Source organism: Stenotrophomonas sp. FSL W7-1447 (assembly GCF_037966425.1).
Taxonomy (GTDB): domain Bacteria; phylum Pseudomonadota; class Gammaproteobacteria; order Xanthomonadales; family Xanthomonadaceae; genus Stenotrophomonas; species Stenotrophomonas pavanii.
This window is the reverse complement of record NZ_CP150199.1, coordinates 4595092-4617651: the sequence shown is the minus strand read 5'-3', so window position 1 is coordinate 4617651 and position 22560 is coordinate 4595092. Positions and strand designations below refer to the sequence as shown.

13 protein-coding genes and 1 riboswitch are annotated in these 22560 nt (G+C 67.7%); of the genes, 9 read left to right on the top strand and 4 right to left on the bottom strand.

All coding sequences use genetic code 11. The annotated features are described in order from the left end of the window. Window positions 1-123 precede the first annotated feature (123 nt). The 4 genes from NSQ78_RS21395 (at window position 124) to NSQ78_RS21380 (ending at window position 11641) form a co-directional block, all read left to right on the top strand. Window positions 124-1920 (top strand): autotransporter assembly complex family protein, encoded by a 1797-nt coding sequence (locus NSQ78_RS21395; RefSeq protein WP_064239536.1) that lies wholly within the window; start codon window positions 124-126, stop codon window positions 1918-1920. A 2-nt stretch (window positions 1921-1922) separates the two neighbouring features. Then, window positions 1923-5774, top strand: a complete 3852-nt coding sequence (locus NSQ78_RS21390) for a translocation/assembly module TamB domain-containing protein (protein ID WP_064239535.1) — start codon at window positions 1923-1925, stop codon at window positions 5772-5774. 137 nt (window positions 5775-5911) lie between these two features. Beyond that, window positions 5912-8059 carry a S46 family peptidase gene (locus NSQ78_RS21385; protein WP_064239534.1) on the top strand — a complete coding sequence of 716 codons (2148 nt, stop codon included), beginning with the start codon at window positions 5912-5914 and terminating at the stop codon, window positions 8057-8059. Window positions 8060-8194: 135 nt separating this feature from the next. Next, window positions 8195-11641 carry a PAS domain-containing hybrid sensor histidine kinase/response regulator gene (locus NSQ78_RS21380; RefSeq protein WP_064239533.1) on the top strand — a complete coding sequence of 1149 codons (3447 nt, stop codon included), beginning with the start codon at window positions 8195-8197 and terminating at the stop codon, window positions 11639-11641. Between the two features lie 163 nt (window positions 11642-11804). On the opposite strand, the gene NSQ78_RS21375 is transcribed toward NSQ78_RS21380, so the two are convergent. The 3 genes from NSQ78_RS21375 to acs all read right to left on the bottom strand — a co-directional run bounded on the left by NSQ78_RS21375 (window position 11805) and on the right by acs (window position 15500). Beyond that, the gene (locus NSQ78_RS21375; protein ID WP_049471108.1) at window positions 11805-12380 is read right to left on the bottom strand and encodes a manganese efflux pump MntP family protein; all 576 of its coding nucleotides are present in this window, start codon (window positions 12378-12380) and stop codon (window positions 11805-11807) included. Between the two features lie 88 nt (window positions 12381-12468). Continuing rightward, window positions 12469-12558, bottom strand: a riboswitch (yybP-ykoY riboswitch). Window positions 12559-12780: 222 nt separating this feature from the next. Further along, window positions 12781-13446: a response regulator transcription factor gene (locus tag NSQ78_RS21370; RefSeq protein ID WP_006477308.1), complete on the bottom strand. Its 666-nt coding sequence runs from the start codon at window positions 13444-13446 to the stop codon at window positions 12781-12783. Window positions 13447-13556: 110 nt separating this feature from the next. Then, window positions 13557-15500 carry an acetate--CoA ligase gene (gene acs / locus NSQ78_RS21365; RefSeq protein ID WP_049471109.1) on the bottom strand — a complete coding sequence of 648 codons (1944 nt, stop codon included), beginning with the start codon at window positions 15498-15500 and terminating at the stop codon, window positions 13557-13559. 245 nt (window positions 15501-15745) lie between these two features. Here acs and NSQ78_RS21360 point away from each other — a divergent pair, with 245 nt between their 5' ends. The 4 genes from NSQ78_RS21360 to xth all read left to right on the top strand — a co-directional run bounded on the left by NSQ78_RS21360 (window position 15746) and on the right by xth (window position 21523). After that, window positions 15746-17173 carry a DcaP family trimeric outer membrane transporter gene (locus NSQ78_RS21360; RefSeq protein WP_053461689.1) on the top strand — a complete coding sequence of 476 codons (1428 nt, stop codon included), beginning with the start codon at window positions 15746-15748 and terminating at the stop codon, window positions 17171-17173. Window positions 17174-17354: 181 nt separating this feature from the next. After that, window positions 17355-19016: an MFS transporter gene (locus NSQ78_RS21355; protein WP_049471113.1), complete on the top strand. Its 1662-nt coding sequence runs from the start codon at window positions 17355-17357 to the stop codon at window positions 19014-19016. Window positions 19017-19214: 198 nt separating this feature from the next. Then, entirely contained in the window at window positions 19215-20624 is a 1410-nt protein-coding gene (locus tag NSQ78_RS21350) for a coniferyl aldehyde dehydrogenase (protein ID WP_308306375.1), read from the top strand. Window positions 20625-20755: 131 nt separating this feature from the next. Beyond that, window positions 20756-21523 carry an exodeoxyribonuclease III gene (xth, locus tag NSQ78_RS21345; protein WP_064239531.1) on the top strand — a complete coding sequence of 256 codons (768 nt, stop codon included), beginning with the start codon at window positions 20756-20758 and terminating at the stop codon, window positions 21521-21523. Window positions 21524-21595: 72 nt separating this feature from the next. Here the strand turns inward: xth and NSQ78_RS21340 are convergent, their stop codons facing one another. Continuing rightward, window positions 21596-21847 (bottom strand): GlsB/YeaQ/YmgE family stress response membrane protein, encoded by a 252-nt coding sequence (locus tag NSQ78_RS21340; protein ID WP_014648887.1) that lies wholly within the window; start codon window positions 21845-21847, stop codon window positions 21596-21598. Window positions 21848-21931: 84 nt separating this feature from the next. Between NSQ78_RS21340 and NSQ78_RS21335 the strand changes: the two genes are divergently transcribed. Beyond that, complete coding sequence (locus NSQ78_RS21335; RefSeq protein WP_049471120.1) at window positions 21932-22531, top strand: 4'-phosphopantetheinyl transferase superfamily protein; 600 nt, start codon at window positions 21932-21934, stop codon at window positions 22529-22531. Window positions 22532-22560: the final 29 nt, after the last annotated feature.

The window sequence follows — 22560 nt, the reverse complement described above, 5'->3', positions numbered from 1 at the left end:
CGCACGATGCCGGCATCCTCGCCTGCGATTGCGATGATCGCCACAGAGGCGCGTATTTTGACCGCCACTTAACAACCGATCCCCAATGGCGTGATGCATTTCGCATCGTCACCTTCGGTCGGTATGCTGTCCCGCATGCAGCCAAAGAAATACGCCCTGCCGCTGATGGTCCTGTCGCTGGCCGCCACCTCCGTGGCCCACGCGCGCGGCACCATCGACAAGGTGGACATCAAGGGATTGGACAAGGGCGACGACGCCGCAATCATCGAGAACATCCAGGAATCGCTGTCGCTGTACGACACGATCGGCAAGGAACAGGGCGAATCGCGCCTGGAGTACCTGCTGTCGCAGGCCGAGCGGCAGACCCGCCAGGCGCTGGAACCGTTCGGGTACTACAACCCTGTGATCAAGGTCGAGGCGCCGCGCGAGGATGAGCATGTGCGCGTCTTGATCCATGTCGACAAGGGCACCCCGGTGACCGTGCGCCGCGAGCACATCGACATCACCGGGCCGGCGATGTACGACCAGTACCTGCAGGACGACCTGGCCGCCTTCAAGCCGCGCAAGGGCCAGCGCTTCGAGCACACCCAGTACGAAGCCAGCAAGATCACCATCACCCGGCGCCTGGCCGAGCGCGGCTACTTCGACGCCGACTACACCCAGCGCCAGGTGCAGATCACCCGCGCCGACAACGCCGCCGACATCGATCTGACCTGGGACAGCGGCCGCCGCTACAACATGGGCCCGGTGCGCTTCCAGCAGGACTACTTCGTCGATAAGCTGTTCGATCCACTGGTCTACTGGGACCAGGGCAGTTACTACCACGAGGGCAAGCTGGACCGGTTGCGCGAGTCGCTGACCAAGCTGGACTACTTCAGCGTGATCGACATCCAGCCGCGCCCGGACCAGGCCGACGAGAACGGCGAAGTGCCGGTGGATGTGAAGCTGACGCGCGCCAAGCGCACCATCTACACCGCCGGCCTGAGCTACGGCAGCGAGAGCGGCCCGGGTGTGCGCGGTGGCATCGAGCGGCGCTTCCTGAACAACCGCGGCCACAAGATGAACACGCAGCTGGACTATGCGCAGAAGCGCAAGAGCCTGGTCACCAGCTACCGCATTCCGGCCTTCAACTGGCTCGACGGCTGGTACACCTTCGCCGCCAGCGCGTACGACGAGCAGACCGACTACATCGATCTGCGCAACTTCAAGCTGATCGCCAGCCGCAGCGGCGAGATCAACGAGCACTGGACCGCGATCGCCTCGATCAACGCACTGCGCGAGCGCTGGCGCTACGCATCCGGCACCGAATTCACCGATGCCGTCTACAACACCTCGACGCTGGTGTACCCGCAGATGGTTGCCGACTACGTCAACGTCGACGACGAGATGTTCCCGCGCAAGGGCATCAGCGGCGCGGCGACGGTGCGTGCCGGCGTGGAAGGCGCTGGCTCGGATACCAGCTTCGTGCAGGCCAACGCCGTGCTGCGCTGGTACATCCCGGTGGGTGAAAGCAACCGCCTGATCCTGCGCGGTGAAGGCGGCACCACCTGGACCAGTGACCTGGTGGCGATGCCGCCGAGCCTGCGCTACTTCGCCGGCGGTGACCGCAGCATCCGTGGCTACGCCTACCGCGAAGTCGGCCCGCGCACGCCCAAACCCGACAAATACGCGCTGGGCGCCAAGAACCTGGTGATCGGCTCGGCCGAATACGAACACTATTTCAATGGCGGCCCCTGGGGCGCGGCGGTGTTCGTCGATACCGGCAGCGCCTTTGACAACACCATCGACCTGCACACCGGCGTCGGCTTCGGCGTGCGCTGGAAATCGCCGGTGGGCCCGGTGCGCATCGACGTGGCGCATGGCCTGAACAACCCGGATTCGCAGTTCCAGCTGTACCTAAACATCGGAGCGGACCTGTGAGCATGCCCGCACCGACCCCGAGCACGCCGCCGCCGCGCGTGCGCTTCTACCGCCGCCGCCGCTTCTGGGCATGGTCCGGGGTGGGCGTGATCGGCCTGGTGCTGCTGGCCCTGCTGGCGGTGTACTGGCTGCTGCAGACCGTGGCCGGCCGCGATGTGCTGCTGGCCCAGGTGGTGGCGCGCCTGCCGGTGGGCGCCAGCTTCACCTGGGACAAGGTGGACGGCCCGGTGGCTGGCCCGCTGACCCTGTACAACGTCGACTTCCGCTACGACGACATCCACTTCCACGCCGAGCGCGCGCACCTGGAGCCGGACCTGCGCCCGCTGCTGGGCCGCAAGCTGCTGCTGGACAAGCTGGAGCTGACCAACGCGACGTTGAACCTGGCCAAGAGCGATGAGCCCTTCAAGCTGCCGTCGTGGCCCGATTCGTTGCCGCAGATCGAGATGCCGCTGGCGATCCAGGCCGATGTCATCGCCATCGATGGCTTCCGCATCAGCCAGGCCAACGAGCCGGTGATCGACATCAGCCGCGTGCGTGGCGGCATCGAGATCGCCAACGGCGAGTTCCAGGCGCACAAGCTGGTCGTGGACAGTGACCTGGGCAACTTTACGGCCCAGGGCCGCTACATCCCGGCCAAGGACTACGACACCGACGTGACCGTGACCGCAGTGCTGCCGGCGCCGCGCGGGCGCACCGCCGCTACGGTGGGCCTGGTCGCACGTGGCGACCTGTCGCACATGGAAGTGGCCGTAGCCGGGCGCGCGCCGAAGCCGCTGCAGGCGATGCTGGTATTCGACGGCCGCACCGACCCGACCTGGAATGCCACGGTACGCAGCGACGAACTGGATCTGTCGCTGCTCTCGCCGGCATTGGCGAGCTCGGCGATTGCGCCGTTGTCGCTGGACTTCACCGCCGCCGGCAAGGGCGGCAATGCCAACCTGCGCGGCAGGGTGAAGCAGGGCGATCAGGAACTGGAACTGGCACCGTCGGTGGTGTCGCTGCAGGACCAGGTGCTGAAGGTCTCACCGCTGCTGGTGAAGGGCCTCGGCGGCGAAGCCCGCCTGGAGGGCACCGCTGACTTCAGCCAGGAAGGCCAGCAGAAACTCAATTTCTCCGTGGTCGCACGCGATCTGACCTACGTGCCGGCACCCGACCCGAACACGGCTGGCAGCGCACCGGTGCCGGTCACCCTGAAGGAAGCACGCTTCGGCCTGGCCGGTACCCTGAAGGCCTGGGCGGCGATCGGCCGTGCCGAGATCGAACGCGAGGCGCAGAAGGCGCAGCTGCAGTTCGACGTACGCGGCAATGACCAGGCCGCGTCGATCCACCAGCTGCAGGCGCAGACGCCGGGTGGCCAGCTGCAGGTGGAAGGGCAGGTGGCCTGGGCACCGCAGCTCGACTGGGATGCCAAGGCCACGCTGAAGGATTTCGACCCCGGCTACTTCGTGCCGGGCTGGAACGGCCGCCTGTCCGGCAACCTGGCCTCGAAGGGACGGCAGCTGCCGCCTCCAGCCAACGCTGCACCGGGCACGGCCGGCACGCTGGAAGCCACCGTCGACCTGCCGTCGCTGAAGGGCATCCTGCGCCAGCGCAACCTTGATGCACAGGGCAAGTTCGCACTGCAGGGCGCGCAGGGCCAGGGTGACCTGAAGCTGTCGCTGGGCAGCAGCCGGGTGACCGCGTCGGGCAAGGTCGGCGACCGCCTCGACATCGATGCACGTTTCGAACCGTTGCAGCTGAGTGATCTGCTGCCCGGTGCCGATGGTGGCCTGCGTGGCCAGGTACAGGTGAAGGGGCCGCGCGATGCGCCGGACATCACCGCCGACCTGGTCGGCAACAACCTCAACTGGGACGGCTACGGCGCCGAGAGCGTGAGCATCAAGGGCCACCTGCCGTGGCGCGGCGACAGCGGCGCGCTGGCGGTGCAGGGCCAGCAGGTCAACGCCGGCATGCTGCTGGAGCGCTTGAACGTGGATGCGCAGGGCAGTGTGTCCAACCTGCGCCTGGCTGCGCAGACCCGCAATGAGATGGGCGCGATCGAGCTGCAGGGCAGCGTGCGCCAGCAGGGTGCGCAGTGGCGTGGCGAGCTGGCCTCGCTGCGCGTCGCACCGGTGAAGGGCGATGCCTGGTCGCTGCGTGCACCGGCGGCGTTCGCGATCAACGGCAGCACCTACACCCTGTCCGAAGCCTGCCTGGCCGCCGCCAGCAGCGGCGCGCTGTGCGCACAGGCCAACTGGCCGCGCGAAGGCCTGGTGGTGCGCAGTGACGCGCTGCCGCTGGCGCTGGTGCAGCCGTGGCTGCCGCCGCAGTCCGGCCGCCGCATCTACCTGCGCGGCGACGTCAGCCTGGACGCGCAGATCCGCCCGCGTGGCGCGGCCTGGGAAGGCCATGTGGAAGTGCGCTCGAAGGAAGGCGGCGTGCGCCTGGGCGAGAACCGCAACACCGTGGGCGATACCACCCGTGGCGAGCTGGTGCGCTATGACCAGTTCTCGCTGAAGCTCGACATGACCCCGGCTAGCATCAAGGGCTACCTGGGCATGGGCTTCCAGGGCAATGGATTCGTCGACGCCAAGATGCAGACCGGCTGGGAAGCCAGTGCACCGTTGAACGGTGAGCTCTACCTCAACATGTCGCGGCTGTACTGGCTGGAGCTGTTCTCGCCGGACATCGTGCGCCCGACCGGCCTGATCGAAGGCCACGTCAGCCTGCGCGGTACGCGCGGGCAGCCGTCGCTGGGCGGCGACGCGCAGCTGAGCAACTTCAAGGGCGAATTCCCCGCGCTGGGCCTGACCTTCGACCAGGGCAAGGGTAGTTTCGTGGCCCAGCCCGACGGTTCGGCCAAGATCACCGCGCAGGCCAATTCGGGCCAGGGCACGCTGTACGTGGATGGCGGCCTGTCGTGGTTCGGTGATGCACAGCCGCTGCAGCTGAAGATCCACGGCGAGAACGTGCTGCTGTCCAACACCAGCGAGCTGCGCATCGTCGCCAACCCCAACCTCGACTTCACCCTGGCCAAGGCGGCGATGGAGCTGCGCGGCACCGTGCACGTGCCCGAGGCCGACATCGACCTGGAGCGCCTGGACCGCGGCACCTCGGTGTCCGAGGACGTGGTGGTGCTGGACCCGGCCGATCCGGAAGAGTCGCGCACCTCGCCGCTGGACATGGACCTGACGGTCAGCCTCGGCGACAAGGTGAAGATGACCGGGTTCGGCCTGAAGGGCGCGCTGACCGGCAAGATGCAGGTCTGGGCCAAGCCCGGCCGCGAAATGACCGCCAATGGCGGCCTGGAAGTGAGTGGCCGCTACAAGGCGTATGGGCAGGACCTGACCATCACCCGCGGCAACCTCAACTGGAACTACAACGCGGTGTCCGACCCGCGCATCAACATCCGCGCCGAGCGCCGGATCGGTGATGTCACCGCCGGCATCGACGTGACCGGGCGTGCGCAGCAGCCGCGGGCGGACGTGTGGTCCGATCCGGCGATGTCGCAGTCCGAGGCACTGGCCTATCTGGTGCTGGGACGCAGCCTGACCGGTGCCAGCAGCGACCAGGCGCAGCAGGTCAACGCGGCCTCGGCGGCGCTCTCGGCCGGCAGTGGCCTGCTGGCGTCGCAGCTGGGTGCCAAGCTGGGCCTGGACGATGCCGGCGTGAGCCAGTCGCGCGCGCTGGGCGGCTCGGTGATCGGCGTCGGCAAGTACATCTCGCCCAAGCTGTACGTGGGTTACGGCGTGTCGCTGGTCGGTGCCGGTTCGGTGATCACGCTGAAGTACCTGCTGCGCCGCGGGTTTGATGTGGAAGTGGAATCGAGCACGGTGGAAAACCGTGGGTCGATCAACTGGCGGCGGGAGAAATAGAGCCACGCCATGCGTGGCTGCGGTGATTGCCGGCCAGCGGCCGGCACTACCGCTGGCGTCGCCCCAACCATCGGCCGTTGCCCCATCGGTCCCCAGCGGCTATGGTCCCGGGCTGTTCTGTACTGCCGGAAACGCCGATGTCTGCCCGCAAAGCCCTTCCCACCGCCCTGGCCCTGGGCCTGACCCTCGCCGCCGGTGCCCACGCCGATGAAGGCATGTGGATGCCGACCCAGCTGCCGGACCTGGCCAAGCCGCTGCAGGCGGCAGGCTTCAAGGGCAATCCGGCCGACCTGGCCAATGTCACCGCGCCGCCGCTGAGCGCGGTGGTGCGCGCCGGTGGCGGCACCGGCTCCTTCGTGTCCGCCGACGGCCTGCTGCTGACCAACCACCACGTGGCGATGGGCGTGATCCAGTACAACAGCTCGCCCGAGCACGACCTGATCAACGGCGGCTTCATCGCCAACGGCCGTGCCGACGAGCGCCCGGCCAACCCGGACTTTCGCGTGCTGGTCACCGTCGGCTTCGACAAGGTGACCGACCAGGTGCTGGCGCAGGCGCGGGGCAAGACCGGCCGTGCCTACTTCGATGCCGTGGATGCGGCCAGCAAGCAGATCGTGGCCGAGTGCGAGAAGGACGGCAGCGTGCGCTGCTCGGTGGCCAACATGTACTACGGCACCGACTTCTACCGCATCGCCCAGCTGGAACTGAGCGACGTGCGCCTGGTGTACGCGCCGCCGCGTGCGATCGGCAACTACGGCGATGAGATCGACAACTTCATGTGGCCGCGCCACACCGGCGACTTCACCCTGCTGCGCGCCTACGTGGGCAAGGACGGCAAGCCGGCCCCCTACAGCAAGGACAACGTGCCCTACCAGGCGCCGGCGCACCTGCAGATGTCGGTCGAGGGCCCGAAGGAAGGCGACTACGCGATGCTGGCCGGCTACCCGGGCATCACCTATCGCCACCGCACCGCGGCCGAATTCGCCGGCCAGATCGATACCGTGCTGCCGCGCCGGGTGTCGGTGTTCCAGCAGATGATCGACACCATCGAAGCGGCCAGCGCCAAGGACGCGCAGGCCCGCACCCGCTACGCCTCGCAGCTGCAGTCGCTGAAGAACAACCGCAAGCGCGCCGCCGGCGAGCTGGAAGGCCTGCTGCGCAGCGACGCCAAGGCCCAGCGTGCCGCCGACGAGCGGGCCATGCTGGCCGCCACCGACCGCAGGTACCAGGGCGACATCAAGGCGCTGCTGGCCAACCTGTCGCAGGGCGCGGCGGTGGGCGAGCGCGACCTGCTGCTGGAACAGATGGCCGCACAGAGCCAGCTGCTGCGCTCGGCGCTGCTGCTGGAACGCCTGCGGATCGAATCGGCCAAGCCGGACGCACAGCGCGAGAGCGGCTACCAGCAGCGCGACCAGGCGATGATCGAAGGCGTGCTCAAGCAGGTCCAGCGTCGCTACGCGCCCGAGGTCGAGAAGGCCCTGCTGACCACCCTGCTGACCCGCTACCAGCAGCTGCCCGACGCGCAGCGCGTGGCCGAGTTCGACGCGGCCTTCGGCCGTACCCCGCAGCAGTTGGCCACGGCGCTGGACACCCTGTATGCCGGGACCCAGCTGGGCGATGAGGCGCAGCGCCTGTCGCGTTTCGCGGCTGCGCGCGAAGGCAAGGCCCTGGCCGCCGACCCGCTGATCGCCGTGGCCGGCCCGCTGGTGGCCGCGCAGCTGCGCATCGAGAACGAGAGCAAGACCCGCGAAGGCGAGCAGCTGCGCCTGCGCCCGGCGTACATGCAGGCGCTGTTCGCCTGGCGTGCCAAGCAGGGCCGCGCGGTGTACCCGGATGCCAACCGCACCCTGCGCATCAGCTACGGCAAGGTCGAGGCGCTGCACCCGCGCGATGGCGTGACCTACTCGCCGGTGACCACCGTGGCCGGCATCGTCGAAAAGAACACCAACGCCTATCCGTTCGATGCGCCCAAGCCGCTGCTGGCGGCGATCGCCAAGGGTGACTTCGGCAGCACCGCCGACCCGGCGCTGAACACCCAGACGGTCAACTTCCTGACCAACCTGGACACCACCGGCGGCAACTCCGGCTCGCCGGTGCTCAATGCCAAGGGTGAGCTGATCGGCCTGAACTTCGACAGCAACTGGGAGTCGGTCAGCGCCAGCTGGTGGTTCGACCCGCGCTACAAGCGCGCCGTGCACGTGGACATGCGCTACCTGCGCTGGCTGCTGGCCAAGGTCTACCCGGCACCGGAACTGCTGAAGGAAATGGGCGTGCCGGCCCAGTAAGACGCCGGCCACGACCCACGGTCGTGGCCCGCACCACGTAGGCCCCCACCCTGGTGGGGGTGGTTGCCCCCAACGCGCCCGCACCCCCGGCCACGCCTGGCCTACACTGCGGGTTCTTCCGACGGAAACGCGCGCGTGGTCTCCAGCTGGATCCTGCTGCTGGTCTCGGTTGCCTATGCCGCGCTGCTGTTCGGCGTGGCGTGGTGGGGCGACCGTCGGCCGATGTACCCCGACCGGCCGTGGCTGCGGCCGGTGGTCTACAGCCTGGCACTGGCCGTGTACTGCTCGTCGTGGACCTTCTACGGCGCGGTCGGCACCGCCGTGCGCAACGGCGTGGGCTACCTGCCGATCTACATCGGCCCGCTGCTGCTGCTGCTGTTCGGCTGGCGCATCATCGAGCGCCTGGCGCTGATCGCGCGCAGCCAGAACGTGGTCTCCATCGCCGATTTCATCTCCTCGCGCTTCGGCCGCTCGCGGCGACTGGCGGCGCTGGTGGCGATCATCGCGCTGATCGGCATCATCCCGTACCTGGCCCTGCAGTACAAAGCGGTGGCGATGAGCCTGCAGGTGCTGACCGGCAACACCGGTCCCACCGGCTTCTTCACCGATCCGGCGCTGTACGTGGCCCTGCTGATGGCGCTGTTCGCCACCCTGTTCGGTACCCGCCAGGTCGATGCCACCGAGCACCACCACGGCATGATGCTGGCGATTGCCTTCGAATCGGTGATCAAGCTGCTGGCGATGCTGGCCGTGGGCGTGTTCGCCTACCTGTGGCTGAGCAACCGCACCGACGCGGTGGTGCAGTCAGTGCATACGCTGTTCACCGGCCTGCCGCCGGTGGGCTTCATCTCGCAGACGCTGCTCAGTTTCCTCGCCATCATCTGCCTGCCACGCCAGTTCCACGTGGCCGTGGTCGAGTGCGGTGACGTACGCGACGTGCGCCGCGCGCGCTGGATGTTCGGCGGTTACCTGGTGCTGATCTCCGGCATGGTGCTGCCGATCGCCACCGCCGGCGTGACCCTGTTCGGTACCGGTGGCAGCGTGGCCGACGACTCGATGGTGCTGGCCCTGCCGCTGGCCGAGGGCCGCAACGCGCTGGCGCTGATCGCCTACGTGGGCGGCTTCTCGGCGGCCACCGGCATGGTCATCGTGTCGTCCATCGCGCTGGCCACCATGGTCAGCAACGACCTGGTGATGCCGGTGCTGCTGCGTCGCAGCGGCGACCACCAGGAGGCGGCCGACGTTGCCTCGCGCGTGCTGTGGATCCGCCGCCTGGCGATCCTGCTGCTGGCGCTGATGGCCTACAGCTACTACCGCACCAGCAGCAACGACAGCACGCTGGCCTCGTACGGTCTGATGGCGTTCGCGGCGGTAGCGCAGTTCGCGCCCGGCCTGATCGGCGGCCTGTACTGGCGCGGTGCCAGCCGACGCGGCGTCGAGGTGGGCATGCTGCTGGGCTTCGCCACCTGGCTGTACACCCTGCTGCTGCCGGCGATGACCATGGCCGGCTGGGTCGATGCCGCCTGGGTGCAGCACGGCCCGTTCGGCATCGAGTGGCTGCGCCCGCAGCAGTTGTTCGGCATGACCGGTTGGGATCCGCTGACCCACGGCACGTTCTGGTCGCTGCTGGTCAATGCGGCGACGATGATGCTGGTGTCCGCACGCTGGCGACCCGGTGTCGACGAGCGCCTGCGCGCCGCACCGTTCCTCGACCCGTATGCCGAGCGCCCGTCGGTGGCCGGTGGCTGGCCCGGCCACGTGCACGTGGGCGACCTGCTGGCGCTGGCCTCGCGCGTGGTCGGCGAGCGCCATGCACGGCGCTCGTTCTTCGAGCAGGCGCAGTCGCTGGGCCGCGAGCTGCAGTCTTCGGCGCCTGCGGACCGGCCGTGGGTGCAGTTCACCGAACGCCTGCTGGCCGCGTCGATTGGTGCGGCCTCGGCGCGCCTGCTGCTGACCAGCCTGCTGCGTGGTTCGGGCATGGACCTGGGCGAAGTGGTGGCGGTGCTCGACGAAGCCGGGCAGGAGCTGCGCTTCAACCGCGAGATCCTGTCGACCACGCTGGAGAACATCAGCGCCGGGGTCAGCGTGGTCGATCCGGACATGCGCCTGACCGCGTGGAACCGCCGTTACCAGGACATGTTCGGCTACCCCGACGGCATGCTCTATGTGGGCCGCCCGGTCGCTGACCTGATCCGCTACAACGCCGAGCGCGGCGAGCTGGGCGAGGGCGATATCGAAGTGCAGATCAATCGCCGCATCGGCTACATGCGCGCCGGTTCGCCGCATGTGTTCGAGCGCACGCGCAGCGACGGCAAGGTGATCGAAATGCGCGGCCAGGCGCTGCCCGGCGGCGGTTACGTGACCAGCTACAACGACATCACCGACTACAAGCACGCGGAGAAGGCGCTGCTGGAAGCCAACGAAACGCTGGAACAGCGCGTGGCCGAGCGCTCGCATGAGGCCGAGGTCGCGCAGCAGTCGAAGACCCGCTTCCTGGCGGCGATCAGCCACGACGTGCTGCAGCCGCTGAACGCTGCGCGCCTGTTTGCTTCCGCACTCCGCGACAGCGACCACGTGAGCGATGAACAGAAGCACCTGGCCGAACGCGTGGATGCGTCGCTGCGTGCGGCCGAAGAACTGCTCGATGGCCTGCTGGATGTCTCCCGGCTCGATGCCGGTGGCCTGCACCCGGTGATCGGCGAATTCGACGTGAGTGCGTTGATGCGCGAACTGGCCGCGCAGTACACCCCGGTCGCCGCCGGCCGTGGCCTGCGCCTGGACCTGTTCACGCGTCCGGCCTGGGTGCGCAGCGACCGCCGCCTGCTGCGGCGCGTGCTGCAGAACTTCCTGGCCAACGCGCTGCGCTATACCCGCCAGGGCCGCATCGTGCTGGCGGTGCGCCAGCGTGGTGATGAAGTGGAGCTGCAGGTCTGGGATACCGGCCCGGGCATTCCCGAGCACCACATGCGGCAGATCTTCGATGAATTCCATCGCTACCAGCAGCCGTTCGACTGGGGTGAGCAGGGATTGGGCCTGGGCCTGTCGATCTGCCAGCGCATCTCGCGCCTGCTCGACCATCGCCTCAGCGCGCGCAGCCGGGTCGGCAAGGGCTCGATGTTCTCGATCATCCTGCCGCGGGTGGCAGCGCTGCCGGGCTATACGGACCTGGCCGCGCCGGTACAGGCTGTAGCGGCACCCGTGCGCAGCGACTCCCTGGCGGGCCTGCGCGTGCTCTGCGTGGACAACGACGAGGAGATCCTCGACGGCATGCGTGCGCTGCTCGGTCGCTGGCAGGTACAGGTGATCACTGCCGCCACCGTTGACCAGGCACTGGAGAAGATCGCCGAGCGCCCGCAGGTGATGCTGGTGGACTACCACCTGCACGACCGCATGGACGGCCTGGACGCGCTGGTGGCGTTGCGCCAAGCAGCCGGTTACCCACTGCCGGGTGCGCTGCTGACCGCCGATGGGCGTGACGAACTGAAGCGGATGGCACGCGAACGCGGCTACCGCGTGCTGACCAAGCCGATCAAGCCGGCCTCGCTGCGTGCCTTCCTGGGCGCGCTGCGCGACGCGCAGTAGTGCCGGCCGCTGGCCGGCAACCACGACGTGAAACCATGCCGGGCAAGCCTGGCATCTACCAGAGCTTCATCAGCCCGGCAGTAGATCCACGCCATGCGTGGATGTGACGTCTGGTAGTGCCGGCCGCTGGCCGGCAACCACGCAATCGCTCGCTCTCGGCGTTTTACCCCACGCCGTGCAGGTGCTCGTACAGGATCGTCGCGCCGATGATCACCAGGATCACGCCACCGATGATCTCGGCACGCTTGCCGACCATGCTGCCCAGCACGCGGCCGAGCATGATGCCGACGGTGACCATGGTCAGCGTGCACAGGCCGATGACCGTGGCCATCACGCCGATATGCACGTCCATGAAGGCCAGGCCGATACCCACCGCCATCGCGTCGATGCTGGTGGCGAAACCGGTCAGCGCCAGCTTCCAGAAGCCGTGATGCTGCGAAGGGTCTTCGTCGTCCTCGGCACTGTCCGGGCGCAGGCCGTTGTAGATCATGTGGATGCCCAGCGCGCCGAGCAGGCCGAAGGCGATCCAGTGGTCGAAGGCTTCGACGTACTGCAGCGCGGCGCGGCCCAGCAGCCAGCCGATGATGGGCGTGATCGCCTCGATGACGCCGAAGATGATGCCGGCACGCAGTGCGTCGCGGAACACCGGCTTGCGCATGGCCGCACCCTTGCCGATCGCCGCAGCGAAGGCATCGGTGGACATGGCAAAGCCGATCAGGAGGATCGAAATGGGGGACATGGACAGCTGCTGAGGTCGGGCAAGGACGGACGCACGGCTCGCGCTCGCGCCCAACCTGACGTTGCGCGCGCGGGCCGCTGGTCTCGCCAACCATCATGGTTGTCCACGCCACGGCGCACTGGCCGAGTATGTTGACGTGGACGATTCCTGCGAAGGAATCCGGCTACTCCCCAAGGGGACGCGAAGCTTAGCACCGCGATTCGCGCGTGGCGCATTTCCAGCGAAACGCGCAGGCAGGGCTGGTTTGTATAGCGATGGCTATATCGCGAGCGCAGCGGTGCCGGGTAGTGCCGGCCGCTGGCCGGCAGCTGCGTCGGTAGACGCGTGCCAAGCAAGCTTGGCACCTACCAGGGCGTTTTCAGGCGTTCCAGGTGACTGCCGGCCAGCGGCCGGCACTCCCTCAATCTTCTTCCGGCGGCAGCACGATGGCGTCGTCGTCGATCGCCAGCTTGCCGGCCATCAGCACGGCCTGGGTGCGGTTGGTCACGCCCAGCTTGCGCAGGATGGCGGTGACGTGGGCCTTGATCGTCGCTTCGGAGACGTTGAGGTCGTAGGCGATCTGCTTGTTCAAGCGACCTGCGCCCAGCATCTGCAGCACGCGGAACTGCTGCGGGGTCAGCTCACGCAGGCGCTGGCCGACTTCGCGTTCTTCGCTGCCGGTGGGCGGCACGTTGTGCGCTTCCGGCGGTGCCCAGGTCTCGCCATCGAGGATGGTGCCGAGTGCATGGCCGATGGTGTCCGAGTCGGCCGATTTGGGAATGAAGCCGAGCGCGCCGTGGTCGAGCGCGCGGCGCATCACCGTGGCTTCTTCGCGCGCGGACACCACCACCACCGGCAGGTGCGGGTGCAGCGAGCGCATGTGCACCAGCGCGTTGAAACCCTGTGCGCCAGGCATGTTGAGGTCCATCAGGACCAGGTCGGCGTCGTTGTGCTGGTCGGCCAGTGCGTACAGCGCTTCCACGCTGTCGGCCTCGAACAACTGCACGCCGGGGATGACCCGCTGCACCGCCCCGCGCAGGGCTTCGCGGAACAGCGGGTGGTCATCGGCAATCAGGAGGGTGGTCATGGTCGGGGGGAACCGTGGGGGGAAACTGCATGGGGCCAGACCCTCCGGGGGGCAGAGCCCGTTCCTGGCGGAACGGGATCCGACCCCGGGGTCCGGCCCCGGGTCGTACGTCAGCGCACCTTGCGTTCGTCCACCAGCGAGGCCACCACCGACGGGTCGGCCAGGGTCGAGGTGTCGCCCAGCTGGTCCGGCGCGTTCTCGGCGATCTTGCGCAGGATGCGGCGCATGATCTTGCCCGAGCGGGTCTTCGGCAGGCCCGGCGCCCACTGCAGGTGGTCCGGCGTGGCGATCGGGCCGATCTCCTTGCGCACCCAGGCGATCAGCTCCTTGTGCAGCTCGTCGCTCGGCGCCTCTTCGGCCACCAGCGTGACGTAGGCGTAGATACCCTGGCCCTTCACGTCGTGCGGGAAGCCCACGACCGCCGCTTCGGCCACCTTCGGGTGAGAGACCAGCGCGCTTTCCACTTCGGCGGTGCCGATGCGGTGGCCGGACACATTGATCACGTCATCGACGCGGCCGGTGATCCAGTAATAGCCGTCCTCGTCGCGGCGGCAACCGTCGCCGGTGAAGTAGCTGCCCGGGTAGGTGCGGAAATAGGTGTCGATGAAGCGCTGGTGGTCGCCGTACACCGTGCGCATCTGGCCCGGCCAGGAATCGCGGATGATCAGGTTGCCTTCGGTCGGGCCGTCCTGGATCTCGCCATCGGCATTGACCAGCGCCGGCTGCACGCCGAAGAAGGGCAGGGTGGCCGAACCGGGCTTGAGGTCCATCGCGCCGGCCAGCGGCGAGATCAGGATGCCGCCGGTCTCGGTCTGCCACCAGGTATCGACGATCGGGCAGCGGCTGTCGCCGACCACTTCGTAGTACCAGCGCCAGGCTTCCGGATTGATCGGCTCGCCGACGCTGCCGAGCAGGCGCAGCGACGCGCGCGAGGTCTTCTTCACCGGCTCCTCGCCTTCGCGCATCAGCGCACGGATGGCGGTCGGGGCGGTGTAGAAGATGGTCACCTTGTGCTTGTCGATGACGTTCCAGAAGCGCGAGGTGTCCGGGTAGTTCGGCACGCCTTCGAACATCAGCGAGGTCGCGCCGTTGGCCAGCGGCCCGTACACGATGTAGCTGTGGCCGGTGACCCAGCCGACGTCGGCGGTGCACCAGTAGATATCGTCTTCGCGCAGGTCGAACACCGCTTCATGGGTGTAGGCCGCGTACAGCAGGTAGCCGCCGGTGGTGTGCAGCACACCCTTCGGCTTGCCGGTGGAACCGGAGGTGTAGAGGATGAACAGCGGATCTTCCGCGTTCATGCGTTCCGGTTCGCAGGTGGACGGCTGGCTGTCCACCACATCGTGGAACCAGCGGTCGCGCGGGGCCTGCATGTCCACCGCGCCGCCGGTGTGGCGCACCACCAGCACGGTCTCCACGGTGTTCGTGCCCGGCAGCTTCAGCGCGGCATCGACGTTGGCCTTCAGCGGGATCCTGCGGCCACCGCGCAGGCCTTCGTCGGCGGTGATGATCAGCTTGCTCTGGCAGTCGCTGACACGGTCGGCGATCGAGTTCGGCGCGAAGCCACCGAACACCACCGAGTGGATCGCACCGATGCGCGCGCAGGCCAGCATGGCCACCGCGGCGTCGACGATCATCGGCAGGTAGATGGTGACCCGGTCGCCCTTCTTGACGCCGAGGTTGCGCAGCGCGTTGCCGAGGCGGCAGGTGCGCTCGTACAGCTCGCGATAGGTCACATGCTGGGCCGGTGCATCCGGGCCGTCCGGCTCGAACAGCAGGGCGGTCTTGTCGCCGCGCGTTTCCAACTGCCGATCCAGGCAGTTCACGCTGGCATTGAGCTCGCCATCTTCGAACCACTTGATGTGGAAGTTGGACAGGTCATAGCTGACGTTCTTGATCTTCGTCGGCTTGCGCATCCATTGCAGGCGCTCGGCGGCCTTGCCCCAGAAACCATCCGGGTCGGTCACCGATGCCTGGTACTGCTGTTCGTACGACGTCTTGTCGATGCGTGCCTTGGCGGCGAACTGCGGATCGACGGGGTAGATATCAGCCATGGCACCCTCACTTGCACGTTGACTTTGTATGTGCGGTCGCAGCATCGCAGCGACCGATTCCCCTCAGTTTGCCCCATCCACCCCCGGTCGCGTCACCACCTTGGTTAGACGATGGTCGAAAGTGAGCGCCCAGCAGGGGCGGGTTCGACCAATGGCGAATAGCCGCTGTACATAATCGCCCCGCAGTCTCGGCTCGACCGTGCCCCACGCGCGGCATCACCTTGCCACTTGGGAGAGAGGGCAACATGAGCCACCGTACGTTGAAAGCCGTGCGCACACCTTTGGCGGCCTGCCTGCTGGTCGCCCTGGTCGCACCGGGCATGGCGTTCGCAGAGACCGCCAAAGAGAAAGCACTGGAAGCACGCGTTGCCGAACTGGAACGCCAGGTCCAGCTGCTGCTGTCTTCGCAGCAACAACAACAGACCCAGATCAGCCAGACCCAGCAGGCGGTGACCGAAGTGCGCACGGTGCAGGCCGAGCAGAAGCCGGTCGCACAGGTGCCGGCCGGCAAGCAGCCGATCCAGGTCACCACCCTCACCCCGGGCGCCGCACCGGGCACCACGGTCAAGATCGGCGGCTTCATCAAGGCCGACTTCCTGGCCACCCAGACCAGCGATGGACAGCTGGCCGACGACGCCACCGGCCGCTCGCTGTACCTGCCTGGCCAGACCCCGGTGGAAGGCGCCGGCGGCAGCGGCAAGCGGTCGGGCACCGACTTCAACGCCCATGCCAAGTTCTCGCGCTTCAACCTGGGCATCGACAACGTGAGCGAATCGGGCAACAAGGCCGGTGCGTTCTTCGAGATGGACTTCTTCGGCAACTCGCTGGGCAACCAGACCGCCACCAACACCTATGGCGTGACCCTGCGCCACGCCTACATGTACTGGAACAACTGGCTGGCCGGCCAGACCTGGTCCAACTTCATGGACGCGGCCGCACTGCCCGAAGCGGTCGACTTCGTCGGCCCCACCGATGGCGTGATCTTCGTGCGCCAGGCCCAGGTGCGCTACACCCAGGGCGGCTTCAGCGTCGCGCTGGAAAACCCGGAAACCACCACCCTCACCGGCACCCGCAACCCGGTCACCGGTGCCTGGACCAACGCCAGCGCCAACTCCGACCGTGGCAGCCTGCCCGACCTGACTCTGCGCTATGGCTGGAAGGGCGACTGGGGCACCTTCGGTGTCGGTGGCATCGTCCGCCAGTTGAAGGTGGACAACCAGGCCACCGGCGCGAAGGCCGACAAGGTGGCCGGCGGCCTTACCCTGGGCGGCAAGTGGGTGATGGGTGACAGCGACTCGCTGCACTACCAGCTGACCGGCGGCGAAGGCATCGCCCGCTACATCGGCCTGGGCATCACCGCCGACAGCGCCTACGACGTGGCCCGCGATGAGCTCAACCCGACCGGCGTGCTGGCCGGCTATGTCGGCTGGCGGCATGCGTTCTCGCCGAAGCTGCGCACCAACCTGATCTACGCGCGCAGCGACTACGACAACGACAGCATCCTCGGCCCGCTGGTGACCAAGAGCGTGCAGAGCATCCGCGGCAACATCTTCTATTCACCACTGCCCAAGGTCGATATCGGCGCCGAGCTGATGTACGGCCGTCGCGAAGTGGAGAACGGCAACAAGGGTGACATCACCCGGTTGCAGTTCACCACCAAGTACAGCTTCTAAGAGCGTGCCGGCCAGCGGCCGGCACCTACCCAAAGCGGAGCCGGTCCAGCGGCCGGCACCTACCCAGAACGAAGCCGGTCCAGCGGCCGGCACCTACCCAAAGCGGAGCCGGTCCGGTGACCGGCACCTACCGAGATTGAGTGCCGACCGGCGGTCGGCACCTACAGAGGGAAAACGTCCCATGTCCAGTACACCCAGCACCGCACATAAAGCGGGCACCCTGACCAAGGGCCACAAGAAGGTCATCTTCGCCTCGAGCCTCGGCACGGTCTTCGAGTGGTATGACTTCTTCCTGTACGGCTCGCTCGCGGCCATCATCGCCAAGCAGTTCTTCAGTGGCGTCAATGAAACCACGGGCATGATCTTCGCCCTGCTGGCGTTCGCCGCCGGCTTCTTCGTGCGCCCGTTCGGTGCGGCCTTCTTCGGCAGCCTCGGCGACCGCATCGGCCGCAAGTACACCTTCCTGGTCACCATCCTGATCATGGGCATCTCGACCTTCCTGGTCGGCGTACTGCCCAACTACGCTTCGATCGGTTTCGCCGCGCCGGTGATCCTGATCATCCTGCGCCTGGCCCAGGGCCTGGCGATGGGCGGCGAGTACGGCGGTGCTGCCACCTACGTGGCCGAGCATGCGCCGGACGACAAGCGCGGCCTGTACACCAGCTTCATCCAGTGCACAGCCACGCTCGGCCTGTTCATGTCGCTGCTGATCATCCTGGCCTGCCGCTACTTCCTGGGCAATGAAGCCTTCGAAGCCTGGGGCTGGCGCATCCCGTTCCTGGTATCAATCCTGCTGCTGGGCGTGTCGGTATGGATCCGCCTGCAGCTGAGCGAATCGCCGCTGTTCCAGCAGATGAAGTCCGAGGGCAAGGGCTCCAAGACGCCGTTCCGTGACAGCCTGAAGGGCGGCAACCTGAAGCTGATGCTGCTGGTCCTGCTCGGTGCGGCGGCCGGCCAGGCCGTGGTCTGGTACGGCGGCCAGTTCTACGCGTTGTTCTTCCTCAGCAGCATGCTGAAGGTTGATGCCACCACCTCCTACCTACTGATCGCGGCGGCGCTGGCGCTGGGCGTGCCGTTCTTCATCTTCTTCGGCTGGCTGTCCGACCGTATCGGCCGCAAGAAGATCATCCTGGCCGGCTGCCTGCTGGCGGCTGTTACCTACATCCCGATCTTCAAGGGCCTGACCCACTTCGCCAACCCGGCCATCGAAGAAGCCCGCAGCAGCTCGCCGGCGCTGGTCGTGGCCGATCCGAACACCTGCTCGTTCCAGTTCGATCCGGTGGGCCTGCGCAAGTTCACCAGCTCCTGCGACGTGGCCACCGCCGCGCTGACCAAGGCCGGTGTGCCGTACGACGTGCAGCCCGCCGCCGCCGGTTCGCTGGCGATGGTGAACGTGGGCAGTGCCAGCGTCACCTCGTATGAGGCCGCTGGCCTGACCAAGGAAGAAGGCAAGGCCAAGGCCGATGCGTTCGGTGCGGAACTGAAGACCGCCCTGACCACCGCCGGCTACCCGGCCAAGGCCGACGGCGCCCGCATCAACATCGCCGGCACCATCTTCATGCTGTGGCTGCTGGTGCTGTACGTGACCATGGTCTACGGTCCGATTGCCGCTTATCTGGTCGAACTCTTCCCGACCCGCATCCGCTACACCTCGATGTCGCTGCCGTACCACATCGGCAACGGCTGGTTCGGTGGCTTCCTGCCGGCGATCTCGTTCGCGCTGGTGGCCGGTACCGGCAACCTGTACTACGGCCTGTGGTACCCCATCATCATCGCGCTGATGTCGGTGGTGATCGGCGGCCTGTTCCTGCGTGAGACCAAGGACGTGGATATCACCCAGTAACCGGTGGGTTCCATGCAGTGAAGGAAAGGCCGCGGTGCAGACCGCGGCCTTTCTGTTTGTGGGGTGTGCCCACTCGGCCCGCATCCGGTAGTGCCGGCCGCTGGCCGGCAACCTCCTGAATCGCCGCGCACATGAAGCCCTTGCCGGCCAGCGGCCGGCACTACCATTGCGTTGCGCAGCACCCCGTATAGTCGGCCCATGACCACCACTACGCCGGAAGACCTCCCCGCTCTCCTGCACACCCTGCGCAGCGCCTGGCAGTCGCAGCGGCCCACGCTCGACCAGCGCGAAGCCGACCTGCGCCGCCTGCGCGAGGCCTTGAAGCCCCGCCTGGACGAAATGGCGCAGGCCATCGCCGAAGACTTCGGCCACCGCGCCCACGTTGAATCGAAGCTGGCCGATGGCATGAGCGTGCTGTCGGCCATCGACCACCTGCGTCGCCACCTGCGGCGCTGGTCGAAGCCGCAGCGGGCATCGGCGGGATGGAAGCTGTGGCCAGCGCGCGCGCAGCTGCGGCCGACGCCGCTGGGCGTGGTCGGGGTGATCTCGCCCTGGAACTACCCGGTCACGCTGGCGCTGGTGCCGCTGGCCACCGCGATTGCGGCCGGCAACCACGTATTGCTGAAGCCTTCGGAACACACGCCGCGCACCAGTGCGTTCCTGGCCGATCTGCTGGCCAGCGTGTTCCCGCCCGATCGGGTGGCAGTGGTGCAGGGTGGGGCGGACGTGGCAGCTGCGGTGTCTTCGCTGCCGCTGGACCATCTGCTGTTCACCGGCTCGACGGCGGTCGGCCGCAAGGTGATGGCCGCCGCGGCTGAGCATCTGGTACCGGTCACGCTGGAACTGGGCGGCAAGTCGCCGGCCATCGTCTGCCGTGATTTCCCGCTGGACAAAGCCGCCGCACGGCTGGCCACCGGCAAGTGGTTCAACGCGGGCCAGACCTGCATCGCGCCGGATTACGTGCTGATCGATACGGTCCGCCAGCGCGAGTTCGTACAGGCGCTGCAGCAGCAGGTGCGCGAGCGCTATGGCGACTTCAGCGATGCCGACGACTACACCCGCATCATCAATGAAGGCCAGTACCGGCGCCTGCAGGGCTACCTGGCACAGGCGCGGCAGCGCGGGGTGCCGGTGATTCCGCTGGCGCAGGTGGACGACGCGCGCGCCGACCGCGAGCGCCTGCTGGTGCCGACCGTGGTGCTGGACCCGCCGGACGACCTGGACCTGATGCGCGAGGAGATCTTCGGGCCGATGCTGCCGGTGCGGGCCTATCCGGACCTGGAGGCGGCGCTGGCCGACGTGCTGTCCCGCGACCGGCCGCTGGCGCTGTATCCCTTCAGCCACGACACGGCGACGGTGGAGCGCATCCTCGGCCAGGTGGTGGCCGGCGGGGTGACGGTGAATGACACGCTGCTGCACTTCGCCGCCGATGGATTGCCGTTTGGCGGGGTCGGGGCCAGCGGCATGGGTGCGTACCATGGCCGGGCCGGGTTCGATGCGATGAGCAAGCGGCTGCCGGTGCTGTGGCAGTCGCGCTGGGCCGCCAGCGACCGGCTGCGCCCGCCGTACTCAAAGATTGCGGGGTTGTTGAAGCTGCTGCTTCGGTAGTGCCGGCCGCTGGCCGGCAACTGCGGGGTCTTGCCGACGGTTCATGGGGTTGCTTACCAGCGGTCTACACTACCGGTGGGTGCCCACCTGGGGTGGCACGCGTGCCAAGCGCACCCGGGTAGAATGCCCGCATGAAAATCGCCTCGTGGAACGTCAATTCGCTCAATGTCCGCCTGCCGCACCTGGAGCAGTGGCTCAAGGACTTCGGCCCGGACATCGTCGGCATCCAGGAAACCAAGCTGGAGGACCACAAGTTCCCCGATTCGGCGCTGATCGCCGCCGGCTACCGCAGCGTGTTCGCCGGCCAGAAGACCTACAACGGCGTGGCGCTGCTGTCGCGTGAGCCGGCGCAGGACGTGCAGATCGGCATTCCCGGTTTCGAGGACGAGCAGAAGCGCGTCATCGCCGGCACCTTCGGCGACCTGCGGGTGATCAACCTGTACGTGGTCAACGGCCAGGACATCGGCACCGACAAGTACGCGTACAAGCTGCGCTGGCTGGAAGCGGTGCATGCGTGGGTCGCGCAGGAGCTGCAGCGCCACCCGAAGCTGATCGTGATGGGCGACTTCAACATCGCCCCGGACGCCCGCGACGTGCACGACCCGGAGGTGTGGAACGACAACCACATCCTGACCTCCACCGCCGAGCGCGGCGCGCTCACCAAGCTGCTGCAGCTGGGCCTGCACGATGGCTTCCGCCTGCACAACGACGAGGCGGGTACCTTCAGCTGGTGGGATTACCGGGCGGCCGGTTTCCGCCGCAACCTCGGCCTGCGCATCGACCTGACCCTGGTCTCAGAGGCGCTGAAGGGCAGTGCGGTTGCCTCGGGCATCGACCGCGAGCCGCGCACCTGGGAACGCCCGAGCGACCACGCGCCGGCGTGGGTCCAGATCGGTTGAACGAACGGGGCCCGACGATTGCCGGGCCCGTTCTGGAACATCTGCCGGCCAGCGGCCGGCACTACCCTCAGATCACCGTATGCTCTTGCGGGTGAACAGGTTGACGATCGCCAGCAGGATCACCGCACCGATCAGCGAGAACAGGAAGGTGCGAAGGGTGATCGCTTCGTTGATGCCGCCGCCGAACAGCCAGCCGGAAATCAGCGCGCCGACGATGCCGACCACGATGTTGAGGATGATGCCCTGCTGGGCATCGCGCTTCATGATGATGCTGGCCAGCCAGCCTACGATGCCGCCGACGATCAGCCAGATGATGATGCCCATGATCGAACCTCCGGTGGGGAACTGTGACCAGTTGACGCGCACGGCCGTGAACCCGTCGTGCAATTGCGTGACGGGCGCGTGCGGATGAGCCTGCCAGCCACCCTCGACGGCCCGTGGCGCTTCGGTCCGGTGACCGTCTGGCGGCGCCCCCATGTGCCCGGCCAGCGGGGTGAACCGCAGGCGCGGCAGGTGCTGGCGCAGGCCCTCGGGGCTGATCCGGAGACGCTGCCGCTGGTCCGCGATGACAAGGGCCGGCCGGAGCTGAGCGGCCCGTTGGCCCACTACGGCACCGGCTGGAGCCACAGCGGCGAGGTGCTGCTGGTGGCGCTGGGCGAAGGCGTGCGGCTGGGCGTGGACCTGGAGCTGCTGCGGCCGCGGCCGCGGCTGCTGGAGATCGTGCGGCGCTTCTTCCACCCCCAGGAGGTGGCCTGGCTGGAACGCCTGGACGAGGCCGACCGCGAGCACTGGTTCTTCCGCGTGTGGTGCGTCAAGGAGGCCATCCTGAAGGCGCACGGGCAGGGCATCTCGTTCGGCCTGCACCGCCTGCAGCTGGCGCCGGGGGCCGACGGCGCCCTGCACCTGCACTGGTGCGACCCGGAGCTGGGCGAGGCCGCGCGCTGGCACCTGCACGAGTGGCAGGCCAGCGGCCAGTTCCGCGCCGCATTGGCCTGGTATCCGCACTGAAGCGGGGAATCGGCGTGCAAAACCGGCGA

Coding starts and splice junctions, on each gene's coding strand:
- NSQ78_RS21395 (WP_064239536.1), top strand. CDS start 124: ATGCTGTCCCGCATGCAGCCAAAGAAATACGCCCTGCCGCTGATGGTC.
- NSQ78_RS21390 (WP_064239535.1), top strand. CDS start 1,923: ATGCCCGCACCGACCCCGAGCACGCCGCCGCCGCGCGTGCGCTTCTAC.
- NSQ78_RS21385 (WP_064239534.1), top strand. CDS start 5,912: ATGTCTGCCCGCAAAGCCCTTCCCACCGCCCTGGCCCTGGGCCTGACC.
- NSQ78_RS21375 (WP_049471108.1), bottom strand. CDS start 12,380: ATGTCCCCCATTTCGATCCTCCTGATCGGCTTTGCCATGTCCACCGAT.
- NSQ78_RS21370 (WP_006477308.1), bottom strand. CDS start 13,446: ATGACCACCCTCCTGATTGCCGATGACCACCCGCTGTTCCGCGAAGCC.
- acs (WP_049471109.1), bottom strand. CDS start 15,500: ATGGCTGATATCTACCCCGTCGATCCGCAGTTCGCCGCCAAGGCACGC.
- NSQ78_RS21360 (WP_053461689.1), top strand. CDS start 15,746: ATGAGCCACCGTACGTTGAAAGCCGTGCGCACACCTTTGGCGGCCTGC.
- NSQ78_RS21355 (WP_049471113.1), top strand. CDS start 17,355: ATGTCCAGTACACCCAGCACCGCACATAAAGCGGGCACCCTGACCAAG.
- NSQ78_RS21350 (WP_308306375.1), top strand. CDS start 19,215: ATGACCACCACTACGCCGGAAGACCTCCCCGCTCTCCTGCACACCCTG.
- xth (WP_064239531.1), top strand. CDS start 20,756: ATGAAAATCGCCTCGTGGAACGTCAATTCGCTCAATGTCCGCCTGCCG.
- NSQ78_RS21340 (WP_014648887.1), bottom strand. CDS start 21,847: ATGGGCATCATCATCTGGCTGATCGTCGGCGGCATCGTAGGCTGGCTG.
- NSQ78_RS21335 (WP_049471120.1), top strand. CDS start 21,932: ATGAGCCTGCCAGCCACCCTCGACGGCCCGTGGCGCTTCGGTCCGGTG.